Annotated in this window: 19 protein-coding genes; 12 read left to right on the top strand and 7 right to left on the bottom strand. The window is 59.7% G+C overall.

The genetic code is table 11. The features are described from left to right. Positions 1 to 16 precede the first annotated feature (16 nt). Genes rfbD through rfbB form a run of 4 tightly spaced genes read right to left on the bottom strand, consistent with a single transcriptional unit; the run spans position 17 to position 3,464 of the window. Positions 17 to 916 carry a dTDP-4-dehydrorhamnose reductase gene (gene rfbD / locus ACCQ16_RS17100; RefSeq protein ID WP_008576951.1) on the bottom strand — a complete coding sequence of 300 codons (900 nt, stop codon included), beginning with the start codon at positions 914 to 916 and terminating at the stop codon, positions 17 to 19. After that, complete coding sequence (gene rfbC, locus ACCQ16_RS17105; protein WP_011052372.1) at positions 913 to 1,470, bottom strand: dTDP-4-dehydrorhamnose 3,5-epimerase; 558 nt, start codon at positions 1,468 to 1,470, stop codon at positions 913 to 915. Before rfbC ends, rfbD begins: the two co-directional genes overlap by 4 nt. After that, complete coding sequence (gene rfbA / locus ACCQ16_RS17110) at positions 1,467 to 2,354, bottom strand: glucose-1-phosphate thymidylyltransferase RfbA (protein ID WP_055026741.1); 888 nt, start codon at positions 2,352 to 2,354, stop codon at positions 1,467 to 1,469. The genes rfbC and rfbA overlap by 4 nt, the downstream gene beginning before the upstream one ends. Positions 2,355 to 2,408: 54 nt before the next feature. Then, positions 2,409 to 3,464 (bottom strand): dTDP-glucose 4,6-dehydratase, encoded by a 1,056-nt coding sequence (gene rfbB, locus ACCQ16_RS17115; RefSeq protein ID WP_031424434.1) that lies wholly within the window; start codon positions 3,462 to 3,464, stop codon positions 2,409 to 2,411. 227 nt (positions 3,465 to 3,691) lie between these two features. Between rfbB and ACCQ16_RS17120 the strand changes: the two genes are divergently transcribed. The 12 genes from ACCQ16_RS17120 to ACCQ16_RS17175 all read left to right on the top strand — a co-directional run bounded on the left by ACCQ16_RS17120 (position 3,692) and on the right by ACCQ16_RS17175 (position 14,876). Continuing rightward, positions 3,692 to 4,438, top strand: coding sequence for an electron transfer flavoprotein subunit beta/FixA family protein (locus tag ACCQ16_RS17120; RefSeq protein WP_218533137.1), 747 nt, complete (start codon positions 3,692 to 3,694; stop codon positions 4,436 to 4,438). Beyond that, positions 4,438 to 5,382: an electron transfer flavoprotein subunit alpha/FixB family protein gene (locus ACCQ16_RS17125; protein WP_029820294.1), complete on the top strand. Its 945-nt coding sequence runs from the start codon at positions 4,438 to 4,440 to the stop codon at positions 5,380 to 5,382. Before ACCQ16_RS17120 ends, ACCQ16_RS17125 begins: the two co-directional genes overlap by 1 nt. Positions 5,383 to 5,397: 15 nt before the next feature. After that, positions 5,398 to 6,384, top strand: a complete 987-nt coding sequence (locus tag ACCQ16_RS17130; RefSeq protein WP_008576936.1) for a lysylphosphatidylglycerol synthase transmembrane domain-containing protein — start codon at positions 5,398 to 5,400, stop codon at positions 6,382 to 6,384. A 102-nt stretch (positions 6,385 to 6,486) separates the two neighbouring features. Then, positions 6,487 to 7,875, top strand: a complete 1,389-nt coding sequence (locus tag ACCQ16_RS17135) for a UbiA family prenyltransferase (protein ID WP_127166869.1) — start codon at positions 6,487 to 6,489, stop codon at positions 7,873 to 7,875. Beyond that, a complete protein-coding gene (locus ACCQ16_RS17140) occupies positions 7,875 to 9,176 on the top strand; it encodes an FAD-binding oxidoreductase (protein ID WP_031424938.1) in 1,302 nt (433 codons plus the stop codon). Before ACCQ16_RS17135 ends, ACCQ16_RS17140 begins: the two co-directional genes overlap by 1 nt. Positions 9,177 to 9,178: 2 nt before the next feature. Next, positions 9,179 to 9,907 (top strand): SDR family oxidoreductase, encoded by a 729-nt coding sequence (locus ACCQ16_RS17145; RefSeq protein ID WP_277573452.1) that lies wholly within the window; start codon positions 9,179 to 9,181, stop codon positions 9,905 to 9,907. 28 nt (positions 9,908 to 9,935) lie between these two features. Then, a complete protein-coding gene (locus tag ACCQ16_RS17150; protein ID WP_218503234.1) occupies positions 9,936 to 10,607 on the top strand; it encodes a class I SAM-dependent methyltransferase in 672 nt (223 codons plus the stop codon). 31 nt (positions 10,608 to 10,638) lie between these two features. Beyond that, positions 10,639 to 11,583 (top strand): NAD-dependent epimerase/dehydratase family protein, encoded by a 945-nt coding sequence (locus ACCQ16_RS17155; protein ID WP_277573453.1) that lies wholly within the window; start codon positions 10,639 to 10,641, stop codon positions 11,581 to 11,583. A gap of 40 nt (positions 11,584 to 11,623) precedes the next feature. Next, positions 11,624 to 12,922, top strand: a complete 1,299-nt coding sequence (locus ACCQ16_RS17160) for an NAD(P)/FAD-dependent oxidoreductase (RefSeq protein ID WP_218503232.1) — start codon at positions 11,624 to 11,626, stop codon at positions 12,920 to 12,922. Next, the gene (locus ACCQ16_RS17165) at positions 12,919 to 13,311 is read left to right on the top strand and encodes a GtrA family protein (RefSeq protein ID WP_218503231.1); all 393 of its coding nucleotides are present in this window, start codon (positions 12,919 to 12,921) and stop codon (positions 13,309 to 13,311) included. Before ACCQ16_RS17160 ends, ACCQ16_RS17165 begins: the two co-directional genes overlap by 4 nt. Before the next feature lie 48 nt (positions 13,312 to 13,359). Continuing rightward, complete coding sequence (locus ACCQ16_RS17170; RefSeq protein WP_372380036.1) at positions 13,360 to 13,725, top strand: hypothetical protein; 366 nt, start codon at positions 13,360 to 13,362, stop codon at positions 13,723 to 13,725. Positions 13,726 to 13,773: 48 nt separating this feature from the next. Beyond that, positions 13,774 to 14,876 (top strand): IS3 family transposase gene (locus tag ACCQ16_RS17175; protein WP_094030629.1). Its coding sequence is split into 2 segments (ribosomal slippage): positions 13,774 to 14,032 and positions 14,032 to 14,876, totalling 1,104 coding nucleotides; the frame shifts between segments, so codons are not numbered across the junction. A 110-nt stretch (positions 14,877 to 14,986) separates the two neighbouring features. Here the strand turns inward: ACCQ16_RS17175 and ACCQ16_RS17180 are convergent. The 3 genes from ACCQ16_RS17180 to ACCQ16_RS17190 all read right to left on the bottom strand — a co-directional run bounded on the left by ACCQ16_RS17180 (position 14,987) and on the right by ACCQ16_RS17190 (position 18,447). After that, positions 14,987 to 15,508: a hypothetical protein gene (locus ACCQ16_RS17180; protein WP_277573455.1), complete on the bottom strand. Its 522-nt coding sequence runs from the start codon at positions 15,506 to 15,508 to the stop codon at positions 14,987 to 14,989. A 20-nt stretch (positions 15,509 to 15,528) separates the two neighbouring features. Continuing rightward, positions 15,529 to 17,133: a glycosyltransferase family protein gene (locus tag ACCQ16_RS17185; RefSeq protein WP_277573456.1), complete on the bottom strand. Its 1,605-nt coding sequence runs from the start codon at positions 17,131 to 17,133 to the stop codon at positions 15,529 to 15,531. A 211-nt stretch (positions 17,134 to 17,344) separates the two neighbouring features. Next, positions 17,345 to 18,447 (bottom strand): IS3 family transposase gene (locus ACCQ16_RS17190; RefSeq protein ID WP_094030629.1). Its coding sequence is split into 2 segments (ribosomal slippage): positions 17,345 to 18,189 and positions 18,189 to 18,447, totalling 1,104 coding nucleotides; the frame shifts between segments, so codons are not numbered across the junction. Positions 18,448 to 18,465 lie beyond the last annotated feature (18 nt).

Raw genomic sequence — 18,465 nt, forward strand, 5'->3', positions numbered from 1 at the left:
GCACCACCGACGACGCTCATCGTTGGGCGAGCGTGTCCAGCACCTGGCTCAGTCCATCCTGCCAGTCCGGCAGGCGGACGCCGAAGGTGTCCTGCAGGCTGTGGATATCCAGTCGCGAATAGGCCGGGCGCGTGGCCGGCGTGGGATAGTCGGCGGTGCTGATCGCCTCCACGCGCGGCGCATGGGCGAGCAGGCCGCGCGCGCGCGCCTGCGCGAAGATGGCTTCGGCGAAGCCGTGCCAGGTGGTCTGCCCGGCGGCGGTCAGATGCCACAAGCCGGAGGGTTCGCCCGGCTGGCGCAGCGCGTGCGCCGTGATGTCGGCGATTAACGCCGCTGGCGTTGGCGTGCCGATCTGGTCGGCGACCACGCGCAGCACGTCGCGCTCGGCGCCCACGCGCAGCATCGTGCGCAGGAAATTGTGTCCATGCGCCGCGTAGACCCAGGCAGTGCGGAAGATCAGATGACGGCCGCCGGCCGCCTGCACTGCCTGCTCGCCGGCCAGTTTGCTTTGCCCGTACACGCCGAGCGGCGCGGTGGCATCGTCCGGCCGATAGGGGCGCGTGCCCTGTCCATCGAAGACATAGTCGGTCGAGTAATGGACCAGGGGCACACTGGCGCGCGCGCACCATTGCGCGATGACCGACGGCGCCTCGGCATTGGCACGGAAGGCGGCATCACGCTCCTGCTCGGCACGATCGACGGCCGTATAGGCGGCTGCGTTGACGACGCAACTTGGCTGCAAGCGGTCCAGCAATTCGCTCAGGCGTTGCGGTGCGTCGAAGTCTGCCACCTCGCACGCTGCCCCATCCGGCAACCGACCACTGCGGGTGCTACTTAGGATCGGGCCATTGGCCGCCAATGCCCGCAGCAATTCCGTGCCGACCTGTCCATTGGCTCCCAGTACCAGCGTGGTCACGGCGTATACACCGGCAGGCGTTCGGCCGGCACATCGCCCAGAAACGGCGCGGCGGAGTCCTTTGCAGACAACAATGGGTTGCTGATCGGCCAGTCGATGCCAATTGCCGCATCATCCCAGCGCACGCCGGCATCGGCCTCCTTCACGTAGACGTCGGTGCATAGGTAGCTGAACACTGCTCGCTCCGACAGCACTGCAAAGCCGTGCGCGAATCCCTCTGGAATCCAGAATTGCTTTTTGTTTTCCGCGCTCAACACCACGGCTGCCCACTGCCCGAAGTTGGGCGATCCATGGCGGACATCGACAGCCACATCGTAGACCTCACCCTCAAGCACGCTGACCAGCTTGCCCTGGGGACGCGGCCACTGGTAGTGCAAACCGCGCAGCACGCCCTTGGCCGAGGTGGACACGTTGCTTTGCACGAATTTCGTCGGCAGACCATGCTGGCCGAAGCGCTCCGCATTCCATGTTTCAAAAAAATATCCGCGTTCATCGCCGAACACTGCCGGCTCGATGACCACACACCCTGGTAAACGGGTTTCGACGATTTTCACGGTACTACTCCTCGCACAGCCAATTCGTGCAGATACTTGCCATAGTCGTTTTTCAGCAATGGGGCGGCCAGCCGCTCCAGCTGTTCCGCATCGATCCAGCCCTGACCGAATGCAATTTCTTCAGGGCAGCACACCTGCAGACCCTGACGCATCTGGATGGTCTCGATGAAATTGGCCGCTTCATGCAGCGACTGGTGCGTTCCGGTATCCAGCCATGCATACCCGCGTCCCAGCGGCTCAAGATGCAGGTCACCAGCATCGAGATAGCAGCGATTGAGATCGGTAATCTCCAGCTCGCCACGCGGGGAAGGTTTCAAGGCAGCCGCATAATCGCTGGCTTTTCCATCATAGAAGTACAGACCGGTGACCGCATAGTTGGAGCGGGGCTTTTCAGGCTTTTCGGCAATATCGATGACCTTTCCCTGATGATCGAATTCGGCCACGCCATAGCGCTCGGGATCGTTGACCCAATAACCGAACACCGTCGCACCCTGCTCGCGCGCGTCTGCGCGGCATAGCGTTTCGGTCAAACCGTGGCCATGGAAGATATTATCGCCCAACACCAGGCAACTCGGCTTGCCATCGACAAAATCGCGGCCGATCAGATACGCCTGCGCCAGCCCGTCCGGACTGGGCTGCACGGCGTACTGAATATTGATTCCCCATTGCGCGCCATCGCCGAGCAGAGACTGAAACAGCGCCTGCTCATGCGGTGTGTTGATGATCAAAATATCGCGAATACCTGCCAGCATCAGGACGCTCAGCGGGTAATAAATCATCGGCTTGTCATAGACTGGCAGCAGCTGCTTGCTGACGCCCTTGGTGATCGGATACAGGCGCGTGCCCGACCCACCCGCCAAAATAATGCCTCTACGTTGTGTCATGAGATAGTTCCTTGTGAGGCCCGCACACGACTGCGCGGGCTCTTGCGGGGGGCGTTACGCCGAGGCGCCGATCCGTTCCAACCGGTAACTGCCATCCAGCACGCCCTGCACCCAGGCCTGGTTGGTCAAATACCAATGCACCGTCTGCGCGATGCCCTGCTCGAAGGTGTAGGCGGGCTCCCAGCCCAGTTCGTTCTTCAGCTTGGAAGCGTCGATCGCGTAGCGGCGATCATGGCCCGGGCGATCCGTCACATAGGTGATCTGGCTCGCACGCGGCTTGCCATCGTCACGCGGACGGTGCTGATCCAACAGTGCGCAGATCGCCTGTACGACCTCGATGTTTTGCCGCTCTGAATTGCCACCGACGTTGTAGGTCTCGCCGACCTTGCCCTTCGCCAGCACGGTACGAATCGCTTCGCAGTGGTCGCTGACGAACAACCAGTCGCGCACCTGCTTGCCGTCGCCGTAGACCGGCAGTGGTTCGCCAGCCAGCGCTTTGGCGATTACCAGCGGAATGAGCTTCTCGGGGAAGTGGTACGGACCGTAATTGTTCGAACAATTGGTGGTCAGCACCGGCAGACCGTAGGTGTGGTGGAACGCGCGCACCAGGTGATCGGAAGCAGCCTTCGATGCGGAGTACGGCGAGTTGGGCGCGTAAGGCGTGGTTTCGGTGAACTTGCCGGTCTCACCCAACGTGCCGTAGACCTCATCGGTGGACACATGCAAAAACCGGAACGCATCCTGACGCTCCTTCGGAAGCGCCTTCCAGTGGTCACGGACCGCTTCAAGCAGGGCCAGGGTCCCAACCACATTGGTCTGGATGAACGCGCCCGGACCTTCGATCGAGCGATCCACATGGCTCTCGGCCGCGAAATTCAGCACCGCATCGGGCTGGTGTTCGTGCAGCAGACTGGCGACCAACGCGCCGTCGCCAATGTCGCCCTTGACGAAAACATGGTGCGGGTTGCCCTCCAGGGGAGCCAATGTGTTCAGATTTCCCGCATAGGTCAGCGCGTCAAGATTGACCACGCGCACCCCGCGAGCCACTGCTTCAAGAACAAAGTTCCCACCGATGAAGCCGGCGCCGCCGGTTACTAGCCAAGTTGCCACTGCCTATCTCCTTATCGCGCGCGAACCGCGCTGCGTATTCAAACGACACAGGATATACGGTTAGCGCAATACCGGGCCTAAGCACTGACCAATTTGGGAGACAACGTGCCGCACCGCACCATCCATACGCCATCGCATGGTTCGCTTCACCCGGTTAGAATGCCCCCACTCCCGTGCCTGCCGCCGCGGCCGGGCCTTCCCGCAATAGCTGAAGGATCTCGTACACGATGAAAATCCTCGTCGCCTACAAGCGCGTGGTGGACTACAACGTCCGCATTCAGGTCAAGCCGGATGGCTCCGGCGTGGTGACCGAGGGCGTCAAGCTCTCGCCCAACCCGTTCGACGAAATCGCCCTGGAAGAAGCATTGCGCCTGCGCGATGCCGGCATCGCCACGGAAGTCGTGGTCGCCACCCTGGCGCCGGCCGATGCGGCTGCGCACCTGCGCAACGGCCTGGCCATGGGCGCCAATCGCGCAATCCATGTGGTGACCGATGCGGCTGTTCAGCCGCTGACCGCCGCGCGCGCGCTGCTCAAATTGGTCGAGAAGGAACAGCCGGATCTGGTCATCCTCGGCAAGCAGGCGATCGACGACGATGCCAATCAGACCGGCCAGATGCTCGCCACACTCTGGGGCCGCCCGCAGGCCACCTTTGCCGGCAAGCTCGTGGTTGCCGATGGCAAGGCGACGGTCACGCGCGAGGTCGATGCCGGCCTGGAGACGCTGGAAGTGGACCTGCCGGCGGTGGTCACCACCGATCTGCGCCTGAACGAGCCGCGCTTCATCAAGCTGCCGGACATCATGAAGGCCAAGAGCAAGCCGCTGGAAACGCTGGCGTTTGCCGACCTGGGCGTCGACGCGCATGACAGCCTGACCACCACGCACTACGCCGCGCCGTCCAAGCGCAGCCGCGGTGTGATGGTCAAGGACGCCGCCGAGCTGGTGGCCGCACTCAAGCAGAAGGGGTTGCTGTAATGGCCAAGGTTCTCGTTGTTGCCGAACATCTCAACGGTCAGCTCAATGCGGCCACCGCCAAGACCCTCAGCGCTGCGCTGGCGATCTCGGCCGACTCAATTGATGTGGTTGTGCTGGCTGCCGACCCGGCCGCGGTTGCAGCGCAAGCCGCGCAGTTAGCCGGTGTTGCCCGAGTGCTGACGGTGGCGAACGCCGCAAACGAACACGCCATCGCGCAGGTGCTGGGGCCGCAGATCGCCCAGCTTGCCGGCCAGGGCTACACGCATGTCTTTGGACCCTCCACCACCTTCGGCAAGGACCTGATGCCGGTCGTGGCTGCGCTGCTGGGCGTCAACCAGATCTCCGATCTGATGTCGGTCGAAGACGCTTACACCTTCAAGCGTCCGATCTATGCAGGCAACGCCATCATCACCGTCAAGGCCCCGGCCGAGCATATCGTGGTCGCGACTGTGCGCAGTGCCTCCTGGCCGGAAGCGGCCGGCGGTGGAAGCGCGACGGTCGAGGCGGCCACGGTGGAGGCCGCGTTGCCGACCCATACCCGTTTTGTCGGTCTGGCAGCAGGCAGCTCCGACCGCCCCGACCTGCAGAGCGCAAAGCGCGTGGTCTCTGGTGGCCGCGGCGTCGGCTCGGCCGAGAACTTCCAGCATATCTACAGCCTGGCCGACAAACTCGGCGCCGCCGTGGGCGCCTCGCGCGCGGCAGTGGATGCCGGCTACGTACCCAACGAGCTACAGGTCGGCCAGACCGGCAAGATCATCGCTCCGGAACTGTATGTGGCCATCGGCATCAGCGGCGCCATCCAGCACCTGACCGGCATCAAGGACGCCGGCACGATTGTGGCGATCAACAAGGACCCGGAATCGCCGATCTTCGAGATTGCCGATATCGGGCTGGTGGGAGATTTGTTTACGCTGCTGCCGGAGTTGGAGGCTGCGTTGGGCTGAGGCCCTTCTGCTGCAATGGATGCGCCTTCGTCTTCCCGCATCAACGGTGCCGCAACATCGCGGCACCGTCTGGATTATCTGGTCGGCTTCGTCGTGCTGCTATGCGGCGGCTATATCGCCGCATTGGTCTGGGTAGACCACGGGAACGGGACGTTCTCGCGGCTGAGTGACGTCTGGCACCTGATGTTGCTCGCAATCGTGCCCGTATCGCTGACGTACCTGTTTCGGTACTGGCGCTGGCAATGGCTGCTCCGTCGCAAAGGGCATCGCGTCCCAATGGGGCTTGGCCTGGCTGGCTATCTGGCGGGCTTCGCCCTGACCGCTACGCCAGGCAAGGCAGGCGAATTGATGCGGATTCGCTACTTCGCGCGGATGGGCATTCCCGCCGAGCGCACATTGGGTGTCTTCGTCTTCGAGCGCGCATCCGACCTTTTGGTCATCCTGTCGCTGTCCCTGCTGGCCGCATCCGTATTCCCCACCTTGGGCGCGCTAGCTGCAGTCGTGCTGGGATTTGTCTGCGCGCTGTTCGGCGCAGCCGCCTGGCCCGCGTTGTTGGACAACCTGAAAGGCGTGACCGCGCGACTTCCCGGCCGCTGGCTGCGGCAACTGGCGCATTTTTTCCTTGCGGCAGCCCTGGAATTGCGTAGCTGCCTGGATCTGCCTGCGTTCGGGCAAAGCATGCTTGCCGGGTTCATCGCCTGGGGACTGACATCGGCGGTGTTCGTGAGCCTTTGCGTCGGCATGGGCCTGCAACTGGAGCCTACTGTCGCGCTCGGTATTTACCCACTTGCGATGCTGATCGGCGCACTGTCGTTTGTTCCCGGTGGCGTCGGCTCGACCGAACTGGCCATCGTCTTGATGCTCAACCGGCTCGGAATTTCTACTGCAGACGCCATTGCGGTCGCTGTCGCGGCACGCCTGGTGACGCTTTGGTACGCCATTCTCGTCGGTGCAATGTCCATGCTTGCTGCAGAATTCGCCGTCCGCAAGAGCGCGCGGTGAACGACAGGTATAATCGGCGCCCCGCAATGGATCGCCAGGCAGTCGATGTCCGCCCCTACCAGCAGCACCACTCGTCCGGTTGTTTCGGGACGCGCCTTGTGCGTGGATCTGGATGGCACGCTTTTGAATTCGGACATTCTCTATGAGTCGGTGCTGGCGTTGCTGGCGCGAAACCCGCTCTACGTGTTCTTGCTGCCGCTGTGGCTGTTGCGTGGCAAGGCCGCGCTGAAGCGCGAACTTGCGTCCCGCGTCGTCCTGCCTGCAGAGACCCTGCCCTACAACCACCAGGTGCTAGAGCTGTTGCGCACCACAGCGCAACGCCCGCGCGTGTTGTGCACCGCCTCCGACGCACTCCTGGTGCAGCCCATTGCAGAGCATCTGGGCCTCTTCGAGCAGGTCATTGCCAGTGATGGAAAGCGCAATCTGTCTGGTCGCAACAAGGCAGAGGTGCTGGTCGACGCGTTTGGTCAGGGCAACTTCGATTACGCGGGCAACGGCAGCGTGGATCTGCACGTCTGGGACAAGGCCGGGGGCGCCTGGGTCGTCAACAACGGCACCGCACTGGCAAGGGCAGCGGCGCAAAGGACGACCGTGCATGCGCATTGGCCTGCCCCGTCGCGGGCCCGTGCGTGGCTGAAAGCGTTGCGCCTGCACCAATGGCTGAAGAATCTGCTCGTGTTCGTTCCGCTGCTGACCGCGCACCGATTCCTGGATCTGGAATCGGTGCTGCAATCCACGATTGCGCTGGTCGCATTCGGCTTATGCGCTTCCGGCGTCTATGTGCTCAATGATCTGCTGGACTTGACGCCTGACCGTCAGCATCCGCGTAAGCGCAAGCGCCCGTTTGCGGCAGGCCGACTCCCGCTTCTGCATGGCCTGCTGGTTGCCCCTGCACTGACAGTGGCAGGCCTCCTGCTGTCGCTGGCATGCAATATTGAATTCACCCTGGTCTTGCTTGCTTACTACGTCATGACCTTGGCGTATTCGCTACGTTTGAAGCGCATTGTGATGATCGACGTGGTGCTGCTCGCAGCGCTCTACACCGTGCGCATCATCGGCGGCGCCGTGGCGATCGGTATCGAATTGTCGTTCTGGCTGTTGGCATTTTCAATGTTCATGTTCCTGTCGCTCGCGCTGCTCAAGCGCTACACGGAACTGCATGCCATGTTGAGCAGCGGCAAGACCAAGGCCAGTGGCCGGGCCTATTCGGTGGAGGATCTCTCGCTGCTGCAATCCATGGGCGCGGCGGCCGGCTACATCGCGGTGATGGTGATGGCGCTGTACATCAACAGTCCCGAGAGTGTGGAGCTGTACCGCAATCCCAAGCTGCTCTGGCTGGTGTGCCCGGTGTTGCTGTATTGGGTGAGCAGGGTCTGGATCATTGCTCATCGTGGAGAGATGCATGACGACCCGATCGTATTCGCTGCCACCGATCGTGTCAGTCAGATCGTTGTGGTGCTGTGCGGGTTATTCGCCCTGAGTGCCATCTGATGGCGCCGGGGCAATCCTGGGGGCGGTATCCCAGAGCGCAGCAGACGCTGCTACCGATCAATGATCGAGCGGCGAATCTGCCCGCATTCGACGGCTTTGCGCTGCCTCGTGGTAACGGACGCAGTTATGGCGATAGTTGCCTGAATCCGGATGGCGCACTGCTGTGCGCACGCGGGCTTGATCGATTCATTGCCTTTGATCCCGGCAATGGCGTCCTTCGCTGCGAGGCGGGGGTCACCCTTGCCGAGATCATCGAGCTGGTATTGCCGCAAGGTTGGTTTCTGCCGGTGACGCCCGGCACGCGCTACGTCACCGTTGCCGGCGCCATTGCCAACGATGTGCATGGCAAGAACCATCATCGCACCGGCAATTTTGGCCACCATGTGCGCGCATTCGAGCTGCTGCGTAGCGACGGCGAGCGCAGATTGTGTACGCCGGATGAGGCCGATCGCTGGTTCGCAGCTACAGTGGGAGGACTTGGGCTGACCGGCCTGATCACCTGGGCGGAAATTCAGCTGCGTCGGGTCGGCGGCCCCATGCTGGAAGCAGAAAACATTCGCTTCGGCTCGCTTGATGAGTTTTTTGCGTTGTCGGCGGCCGCAGCCGAAAGCCACGAGTACAGTGTGGCGTGGATCGATTGTCTGGCAAGCGGCAAGGCGCGTGGTCGCGGGCACTTTACCCGCGCAGATCACTGTACCGGGCTTGCGCAAGAGCGACCGAAACCGCCAGGTGCAGGTCTATCCATGCCTTTCACTCCGCCGATATCGCTGGTGAATACGTTCTCCCTGCGGCCTTTCAACACGCTCTACTACTGGCGCCAGCCCGCGCCGCGCAAACGCTTCGTCAGCCACCTCTTACCGTTCTTTTACCCGCTTGATGGAATCCGTGACTGGAACCGCATGTACGGTCCTTCTGGCTTTCTGCAGTATCAATGTGTCTTGCCGCCCGCAACCGCGCGGGACGGAGTGGACGCGCTGCTTGCAGAGATCGCGCGCAGCGGCAGCGGCTCGTTCCTGGCCGTGTTGAAGGAATTCGGCAACACACCTTCCCTTGGCATGCTGTCTTTCCCAAGGCCAGGCACGACCTTGGCATTGGACTTTCCCAATACCGGTCCTGGCGTCTTCCGCCTGCTTGAGCGACTGGACCGCATTGTCGACGACGCAGGCGGTGCTCTGTACCCTGCCAAGGACGCACGTATGACAGCGCAGTCGTTTCAGCGTGCCTATGGCCGCTGGCGCGAGTTCGGCAGCTATCTCGATCCACGTTTTTCTTCCGGCTTCTGGCGCCGGGTCACGGAGTAGACATGCAACGCGTCCTCATTATCGGGGCCACCTCGGCCATTGCCGAAGCAACCGCCCGACGCTACGCCGCACGCGGTGCGGCCATCCACCTGCTCGGCCGCCAAGTCCCGCGCCTGGAAACGATTGCCGCCGACCTCACGACCCGCGGCGCGCGAACCAGCATCGGCGTGCTGGATGTCAACGACGATGCGCATCATGGCCAGGTTCTGGATGCAGCCTGGGCAGCATTGGGCGGTGTCGATGTCGTATTGGTCGCACATGGCACGTTGCCGGATCAGGCTGCGTGTAACGCATCGGTCGAACTGTCGCTGCGCGAATTCGCCACCAACGGCACCTCCACGATTGCCCTGTGCGCAGCGATTGTGCCGCGACTGACGTCGGGCGCTACGCTAGCAGTCATTTCCTCAGTGGCCGGAGATCGCGGCCGAGCCAGTAATTACCTCTATGGAAGCGCCAAGGCCGCAGTGACCGCCTACCTGAGCGGCCTGGGACAACACCTGCGCCCGCAAGGCATCAACGTGCTCACGATCAAGCCGGGCTTCGTCGACACCCCCATGACCGCTGCCTTCAAAAAGGGCGCACTGTGGGCAAAGCCGGACCAGATTGCCAAGGGGATCCTCAGTGCAGTGGACAAGCGTCGCGCTGTGGCCTACCTGCCTAGTTTCTGGTGGGCAATTATGCTGGTGATCAAGAACATCCCGGAATTCATTTTCCGTCGCATCTCGCTATAAATCACCCATCCACAGAGGAAGTGCTGAGATGCCGGATATCGATCACGATCTCGACGTGCTCTATCAACACCGTTTCCCGAAGGAAGAACTCGCTAACAAAAACCGAATCTGGCAGGTGCTATGCACGCAGTATTTCAGCCGGTTTGTCAAACCCAGTGAGACTGTGGTCGACATTGGAGCGGGATATTGCGAGTTCATCAACAACATTCGAGCCGCGCACAAGATCGCCGTTGACCTCAATCCCGACGTACGCAAGTTCGCCGCTGATGGCATCCGCGTGATCAATGAGTCATGCATTGCGGTCAGCTCGATCCCTAGCGCCAGCGTGGATGCGGTATTCATGAGCAACTTTCTTGAGCACCTGCCAAGCAAAGATCTGGTATTGCAAACGCTGCGGGAAAGCGCACGCATGCTCAAGCCGGGCGGAAGAGTCATCATCTTGCAACCCAACATTCGCTTCCTGTATGGCGAGTATTGGGATTACTTCGACCACCACACGGCGCTAAGCGACCGTAGCCTCGTCGAGGGAGTACTGATGGCCGGATTGGAGCCGCAGGTGGTGATCCCCAAATTCCTGCCCTATACCACCAAGAGCCGACTACCTCAGGCGCCGTGGCTAGTATCGCTGTACCTGCGCATCCCGCTCGCCTGGCATTTCTTGGGCAAGCAAGCGCTGGTCGTTGCCTACAAGCGCGACTGATCCATTCCTCCATTCGTTTCAGAGTCCATCCATGGCACAGAAAAGTGACAAGATCGTGTTGACCGGTGCCGCAGGCCTGGTGGGACAGAACCTCATCGTCGAGATGAAACAGCAGGGTTACACGCAGCTGGTTGCTATCGACAAGCACGAGCATAACCTCGAGATCTTGCGCAAACTGCACCCGGACGTAAAGACGATATTGGCCGACCTCGCCGAACCTGGTGCTTGGAGCGAAGCGTTCGCAGGCGCTCGCCTGGTAGTACAGCTGCATGCACAGATCACCGGCAAGTTCCGCACGTTGTTCGACCGCAATAACCTGCAGGCCACCGAAAACGTACTGAAGGCTTGCGTGGATCATCAGATCCCCTACATGGTGCACATCAGTTCTTCGGTCGTGAACTCAGTTGCAACCGATGACTACACGGAGACCAAGAAGCTGCAGGAGGCGCTAGTGCGCAACAGCGGGATCCCTCACTGCGTGCTGCGCCCGACGTTGATGTTCGGCTGGTTCGACCCCAAGCACCTGGGGTGGTTGTCGCGCTTCATGGCTCGCACTCCGGTATTCCCAATTCCCGGCGACGGCAAGTTCATGCGCCAACCATTGTACGAGCGCGATTTCTGCCGCTGCATTGTGCAGTGCATAGAACGCGAACCTGCGGGCGACATTTACGATATCGTCGGTGCTACGCGTGTGGATTATGTCGATATCATTCGTACCATCAAGCGCGCAAAACAACTGCGTACCGTGATCGTGCATATCCCGATCGGCTTTTTTGCCTTCTTGCTCCGGATGTACAGCCTGTTCAGCAGCAAGCCGCCATTCACCGCCGATCAACTCAAGGCACTTTCGGCCGGCGATGACTTCAAAGGTGTGGATACGCAGGCTATTTTCGGGGTGACCCAGACTCCGTTCGAAGAGGCAATCCGCGAAAGCTACTGCGACCCGCGCTACAGTCACATCGTCCTTAAGCGTTGACGCCCTGCCCTGGCTGTCATCCATCATCTCCAAGGTAAACATGAGCAAGTATTCAATCATCGGTAGTGGCCCTATGGGCCTGATGGCCGCACTCGAACTTCTGGACCGTGGTCATGCGGTCGATATCTATGAACGCGACGACCGCATCGGCGGCATGTCGGCAGCATTTGACTTCGACGGCCTTTCCATCGAGCGCTATTACCATTTCATCTGCAAAACCGACTACCCGCTGTTCAAGTTGCTCGATCGTCTTGGCATGGCCGATAAACTGAAATGGACTGACACCAAGATGGGCTATTTCTACGATGGCCGACTGTATAAATGGGGATCACCGTTCGCCTTGCTTAGCTTCCCTCATTTGGGCCCGATCAGTAAGCTGCGCTATGCATTGCACGTGATGCACACCAAAAGCATCTCCGACTGGTCGGCGCTCGACAAGGAGAACGCACGCGACTGGATTACAGGCTGGATCGGCAAGAAAGCCTATAAGGTCATGTGGGAGAAAGCGTTCGGACTGAAGTTTTTCGAGTACGCCAACGACCTGTCGGCGTCTTGGATCGGCACGCGCATCAAACGCATTGCACTCTCTCGGCGCAATCTGTTCAACGAGAGCCTGGGTTATCTTGAAGGCGGCTCGGCCATTTTGCTGGATACGATGATGGCCGAGATCCAGCGCCGTGGCGGTCGTATCTTGCTCAGCCAGCCGATCGATGAAGTAGTTTCAGAAGCCGGCAAGGTCTCCGGCATTCGCGTTGGCAATCAATTCCATGCATACGATGCGGTGATCTCAACCGCACCGATTCAGTACGTGCCGGCGATGGTTCCGGGACTACCTACGGCATTCGCTGATTCCATATGCCGAATCGAGAACATTCCGGTCGCATGCGTCATTCTCAAGCTTAGCCAACCGATCAGCGAAAATTTCTGGATGAATATCAGCGATGACGGCATTGCTATTCCGGGCGTCATCGAATACAGCAATCTCAACCCGGGCAAGGATCCGACGCAAAAGATCTTGTACGCGCCCTACTACATGCCCAAAACACACCCGAAATGGCAATGGAGCAATCAGCAGCTGATCGATGAAGTCATCAGCTATCTACCTAGAATCAACCCCGCATTCAAATCAGAATGGGTCTTAGCAACGCACTGCCACCGTTATGAATTTGCGCAGACCATCTGTCCCCCAGGGTTTCAGGACATGCTGCCGGCGATGAAGACACCATTGACCGGCTTCTATATGGCCGATACAGCGTATTACTATCCTGAGGACCGCTCGATTTCCGAAAGCCTGGCGGTCGGCACCACGCTGGCCGAAACTGCAGCAGGCCAGCCGTGATCAGCAAACGCTTTTTCATGTTTATCGTATCCGGTGGCGTCGCCGCCGCTGCCAATTTCTGTTCGCGTATCCTCTTCAGCCAGTGGTTGCCATATTCACTTGCGATCGTTTTGGGCTTCATGGTTGGCCTTGTCGTGGCATTCGTGCTGATGCGAAAACTTGCCTTCAAGGACACCAGTAACGCGGCGCATTCGCAAGTGATGTGGTTTCTCGTGGTTAACGCTATTGCGCTCTTGCAAACCTTCTGCGTCAGCCTACTGCTGGCGCGTTGGCTCCTGCCCTTGCTGGGCATCACTCGGGGCGCGGAGACCATTGCGCACGCCATCGGCGTCGCCACTCCAGTGCTCACCAGTTACATCGGTCACAAACGACTATCGTTCCGCAGCTGATAACGCCGCACACCCCAAGCCAGCGTTCCAACCTTTCTGCTCCACTCAATGACAAGCACTCCATACGACATGATTCCCAGCGAGCATTTCAATGGCGCAAACAAAGCGGTCAACACCTGGCACGTTGTCATCGCGTTCATTGTCTCCTCCTTGCTCATTGCGGCATACAGCCACCTGGTCGGGCTCAACATAACGCCGTTTAAGGCTGAGTCGGGCTTGTTCATTGCGCAGGCCTGGGCGCATGGCGACCATTCCGATTTCATCAAGCCCTTATTGACGCATGCTCGCAACGGCCACTTCACACCTGTGTTCTTCATCTTGGAGTTCGTGCAGTCGGGTTGGTTTGGCGCTGATGAGCAGTACTGGTTCATTCGTCAGATGCTTGTGCTTGGACCGACGCCCCCCCGATTTTGAGTAGCACCTCAGTTTGGAGTCCAATTCCCTAACTCGAGGAGATTGGACGTGAAGAAGCGTTTTTCTGAAGAACAGATCATCGGCTTCCTGCGCGAAGCTGATGCCGGTGTGGCGATCAAGGACCTGTGCCGGCGGCATGGCTTCAGCGAGGCTTCCTATTATCTGTGGCGCAGCAAGTTCGGCGGGATGAGCGTGCCCGATGCCAAGCGGCTCAAGGACCTTGAGTCCGAGAACGCGCGGCTGAAGAAGTTGCTGGCCGAGCAGCTGTTCGAGAACGACCTGATCAAGGATGCACTGCGAAAAAAGTGGTGAGCGCACCGGCGCGTCGCATGCTGGTGCGCGAGTGGATCGGGCGTGGTGCCAGCGAGCGTCGTGCGTTGGCAGTGATCGGCATGAGCGCCAGTGCGCTGCGATATTGCCCGCGCGAAGATCGCAACGTCGAACTGCGCGAACGCATCTGTGCGTTGGCGCATCGCCATCGCCGTTATGGTGTGGGGATGATCTATCTCAAATTACGACAGGAAGGACGCATCGTGAACTACAAGCGTGTGGAGCGGTTGTACCGCGAGCAGCAGCTGCAGGTCCGGCGCCGCAAGCGCAAAAAGGTGCTGATAGGAGAGCGTCAGCCGCTGCTGCGGCCATCGCAGGCCAATCAGGTGTGGTCGATGGATTTCGTGTTCGACCGCAGCGCCGAAGGCCGAGTGATCAAGTGTCTGGTGATCGTGGACGATGCAACCCACGAAGCGATCGCCATCGAGGTGGAGCGCGCAATCTCGGGCCATGGCGTGACACGCGTGCTGGATCGGCTGGCGCACAGTCGCGGCTTGCCACAGGTGATCCGCACAGATAACGGCAAGGAGTTTTGCGGCAAAGCGATGGTGGCCTGGGCACATGCGCGTGGCGTGCAGTTACGGCTGATCCAGCCTGGCAAGCCAAACCAGAACGCCTACGTCGAATCGTTCAATGGCCGGCTGCGCGACGAATGCCTCAACGAGCACTGGTTCCCAACCCTGCTGCATGCGCGTACCGAGATCGAACGCTGGCGACGCGAATACAACGAGGAGCGACCCAAGAAGGCCATTGGCGGCATGACGCCATCTGCGTATGCCCAACAGCTGGCCAACACCGATATCATCAACCCCGGACTCTAAACCCGGCCGCTACTCAGAGCGGGGGGACGTCGACGCGACTGCGTGAAATTCCAAAAAAAAGGTGAATGAAGACGGTGACGGGAGGGTCGGCACGCCTGTCGTGCTGAAGGCTAGTGCTGCCGAAGCATTAGGTTCAACGTTTCAGCGGTGCTACCTGCAGTCAACGTTAATCCAGTCTGACGCCCAATACCCGGATAGATCCAAGCCACCATTTCCTTAGTACCGGATAGCCTTTTGAACTCGAAGCTGATTATGCCTCCTTCGAACGTCACCCCAAGATTAGAACGTAATCCAATCTCCAGGTAATCGTTGTCCTTCGAACCCTGCAGCGGAGCTTTACCCTCGACACAGCGGCCATCCTGGCAGAGCCGGAATTCCACTTCGCCATCTGCAGCCCCTCCGCCATTTCCAATCTGCACCGCAATGGCATCAACACGCAATGCCCCGGCAGGAGAGAACGTTCCACGAATCGTCTCACCTGCAGAGAGCCGAATGGATCGATTGGAAGAATCGTCGAGTGGCGAGCGCACTTGCACCTGCACATTGCCGCCAAGCTGGCAGTCGCGGGGAGGATGTTGGTGACAAGCCGCCAACGAGAACAGCAAGAGGCTGACAATAAGGTGTTTACGCATGATTCCTCCGAAAAAACGGCTCAGCCGAACAACAACGCGTGACCGCGGTGCAGTAACAAGGCGATATTGATCACAATCTGCCCCGTGACGCAGGCCAGTATCAATGAAGAAAGATTTCTCTGCTGCATCCAGCGCAAAGAGAGCATCAACAGCGCTACGGATACCGCCTGAAGGCCATGAACTGCCGGAATGCTCAGTACGCTGAATATACCGATCAGCAGTGCCGAAGGCAGTGCCAGCAACAATACAAACTCTTTGGAACGTTGGCGAATGCATTGCACAGACGCAAATGCGGCTTGAGGCAATAGCAATATCCCAACCGCGCCGGCAATACCATGCAGCGACGCCTGCACCAGATCGTCAGCTGATGGCAGGACGCGGAAGCTGATGGGTGCGATCGCGTTGAGTAAGTTGATGAAGCGCGCTTCCGCATGTGATGCCAAGCTGGCACCTACGCTAAGATTTTGCTCGACCAAATCCGATGACAATTGCAAGTACCAGTTCGCCCACAGCCACCATAACGCAAGGCCTCCAACAGCAACTACTGCAAATGGCAACAGTCCACGGCTAGGATTCGTGTCGTTGCGCTCCCGGATCAAGAGATACAAACCAAACGCACCGAGAAATACCACGGCATACGGATGCGACCAGTAAGCCAAGGCCCCCAACGTACCTGCCACCCAGGTACGTTCGCGCACCAGCAGGGTAAAAGCGCTCAGCACTAAGAAAAAAGCGGCGAGCGATTTTGGCCAGGCGAATAGCGTCTGTGCGACAAAATAAGGACTACTGCCGAAGACTAGCAAACCCGCAACCCAGTAACCCCGCCGCAGCCCGAAATACTGGAAGAGCAATGCAGCGCCGACAAAAAGCGATGCATTCAGAACCAAGGATACCGCCAGAAATCGGCGGTAGCTACGATCGTCGCCGAAACGGCCCACGTCAGGCCATTGCCTGCCGACATAACGAAACGTCGGCAATGGTCCATCTATTTTTTGTGGCGCATCCAGTGCCGCTCGCAGCGGCACGGCCACTAGCGACATCAAGATCGGCCGGTTGGCAAGTTCCTGCCCCGGCATCAACGGTCGCTCCTCCGCAAAGGAAATATCGCGCAGTAGATACTCGGTTGCGGCAAAGGGAATGAAATTGTCGGCTGGGAATGCCCCAAGCATCACCTGCACTTTGACATGCAGATGATCGTTCTTGATCACGTAAGCGCCATCGGGGAGTTCTGAAGGCATCTTGATCGGCAGAAATGTCATCAACATCGGGATGACTGCCATCAGTAACCAGCCAAGCGCAGCGAGCCTGGATTGAAACGCCCCTTCACCAGCACCGGATCCGAATAGACGGGAGAAGATTCGTGATCGGCGCCACTGCATAAGGGACACCGCCACAGTGGCAGACAGCAGCAACCACGCATTGAGCTCATAGTCCCAAGACACGGACACAGTGCCAATGCCCAGAATGGCTAGCCCCAGGATTCCGAACCCAATGGAGTAGGCAAGGAGCTCCAGCCCCTTGAGCGAGCGCCCACTTGCCGAGCAAGAGAGCAGCGCACCGCCGAGTAAGATCACTAACACGGCGGTCAGTACAACAAGCCCCAATGCAACCAGCACTGCCATCATCATCTGTACCCCATTCGCAGCGACTCCACAGCACCCGCGGCTGCTCCTCAGGTTAAGGATAAAACAATTTCGAGGATTTCATTGCGAATTTGATTGACTGGTAGATGATGAAGCGAATTCCACGCACCTGACGTACTGTCCTCTATAATTGAGTAGCAACTTGCTTTGTAGGCGGCTACCGACGTCCCCCCGCTCTGAGTAGCGGCCGGGTTTAGAGTCCGGGGTTGATGATATCGGTGTTGGCCAGCTGTTGGGCATACGCAGATGGCGTCATGCCGCCAATGGCCTTCTTGGGTCGCTCCTCGTTGTATTCGCGTCGCCAGCGTTCGATCTCGGTACGCGCATGCAGCAGGGTTGGGAACCAGTGCTCGTTGAGGCATTCGTCGCGCAGCCGGCCATTGAACGATTCGACGTAGGCGTTCTGGTTTGGCTTGCCAGGCTGGATCAGCCGTAACTGCACGCCACGCGCATGTGCCCAGGCCACCATCGCTTTGCCGCAAAACTCCTTGCCGTTATCTGTGCGGATCACCTGTGGCAAGCCGCGACTGTGCGCCAGCCGATCCAGCACGCGTGTCACGCCATGGCCCGAGATTGCGCGCTCCACCTCGATGGCGATCGCTTCGTGGGTTGCATCGTCCACGATCACCAGACACTTGATCACTCGGCCTTCGGCGCTGCGGTCGAACACGAAATCCATCGACCACACCTGATTGGCCTGCGATGGCCGCAGCAGCGGCTGACGCTCTCCTATCAGCACCTTTTTGCGCTTGCGGCGCCGGACCTGCAGCTGCTGCTCGCGGTACAACCGCTCCACACGCTTGTAGTTCACGATGCGTCCTTCCTGTCGTAATTTGAGATAGATCATCCCCACACCATAACGGCGATGGCGATGCGCCAACGCACAGATGCGTTCGCGCAGTTCGACGTTGCGATCTTCGCGCGGGCAATATCGCAGCGCACTGGCGCTCATGCCGATCACTGCCAACGCACGACGCTCGCTGGCACCACGCCCGATCCACTCGCGCACCAGCATGCGACGCGCCGGTGCGCTCACCACTTTTTTCGCAGTGCATCCTTGATCAGGTCGTTCTCGAACAGCTGCTCGGCCAGCAACTTCTTCAGCCGCGCGTTCTCGGACTCAAGGTCCTTGAGCCGCTTGGCATCGGGCACGCTCATCCCGCCGAACTTGCTGCGCCACAGATAATAGGAAGCCTCGCTGAAGCCATGCCGCCGGCACAGGTCCTTGATCGCCACACCGGCATCAGCTTCGCGCAGGAAGCCGATGATCTGTTCTTCAGAAAAACGCTTCTTCACGTCCAATCTCCTCGAGTT

It is taken from the genome of Xanthomonas sp. NCPPB 1062 (assembly GCF_041481705.2).
GTDB lineage: Bacteria > Pseudomonadota > Gammaproteobacteria > Xanthomonadales > Xanthomonadaceae > Xanthomonas > Xanthomonas euvesicatoria.

Excerpts from the sequence above, each read along its gene's own strand:
- rfbA (WP_055026741.1), bottom strand. The coding sequence starts at position 2,354 with ATGACACAACGTAGAGGCATTATTTTGGCGGGTGGGTCGGGCACGCGC.
- ACCQ16_RS17120 (WP_218533137.1), top strand. The coding sequence starts at position 3,692 with ATGAAAATCCTCGTCGCCTACAAGCGCGTGGTGGACTACAACGTCCGC.
- ACCQ16_RS17125 (WP_029820294.1), top strand. The coding sequence starts at position 4,438 with ATGGCCAAGGTTCTCGTTGTTGCCGAACATCTCAACGGTCAGCTCAAT.
- ACCQ16_RS17130 (WP_008576936.1), top strand. The coding sequence starts at position 5,398 with ATGGATGCGCCTTCGTCTTCCCGCATCAACGGTGCCGCAACATCGCGG.
- ACCQ16_RS17140 (WP_031424938.1), top strand. The coding sequence starts at position 7,875 with ATGGCGCCGGGGCAATCCTGGGGGCGGTATCCCAGAGCGCAGCAGACG.
- ACCQ16_RS17145 (WP_277573452.1), top strand. The coding sequence starts at position 9,179 with ATGCAACGCGTCCTCATTATCGGGGCCACCTCGGCCATTGCCGAAGCA.
- ACCQ16_RS17150 (WP_218503234.1), top strand. The coding sequence starts at position 9,936 with ATGCCGGATATCGATCACGATCTCGACGTGCTCTATCAACACCGTTTC.
- ACCQ16_RS17155 (WP_277573453.1), top strand. The coding sequence starts at position 10,639 with ATGGCACAGAAAAGTGACAAGATCGTGTTGACCGGTGCCGCAGGCCTG.
- ACCQ16_RS17160 (WP_218503232.1), top strand. The coding sequence starts at position 11,624 with ATGAGCAAGTATTCAATCATCGGTAGTGGCCCTATGGGCCTGATGGCC.
- ACCQ16_RS17170 (WP_372380036.1), top strand. The coding sequence starts at position 13,360 with ATGACAAGCACTCCATACGACATGATTCCCAGCGAGCATTTCAATGGC.
- ACCQ16_RS17180 (WP_277573455.1), bottom strand. The coding sequence starts at position 15,508 with ATGCGTAAACACCTTATTGTCAGCCTCTTGCTGTTCTCGTTGGCGGCT.
- ACCQ16_RS17185 (WP_277573456.1), bottom strand. The coding sequence starts at position 17,133 with ATGATGGCAGTGCTGGTTGCATTGGGGCTTGTTGTACTGACCGCCGTG.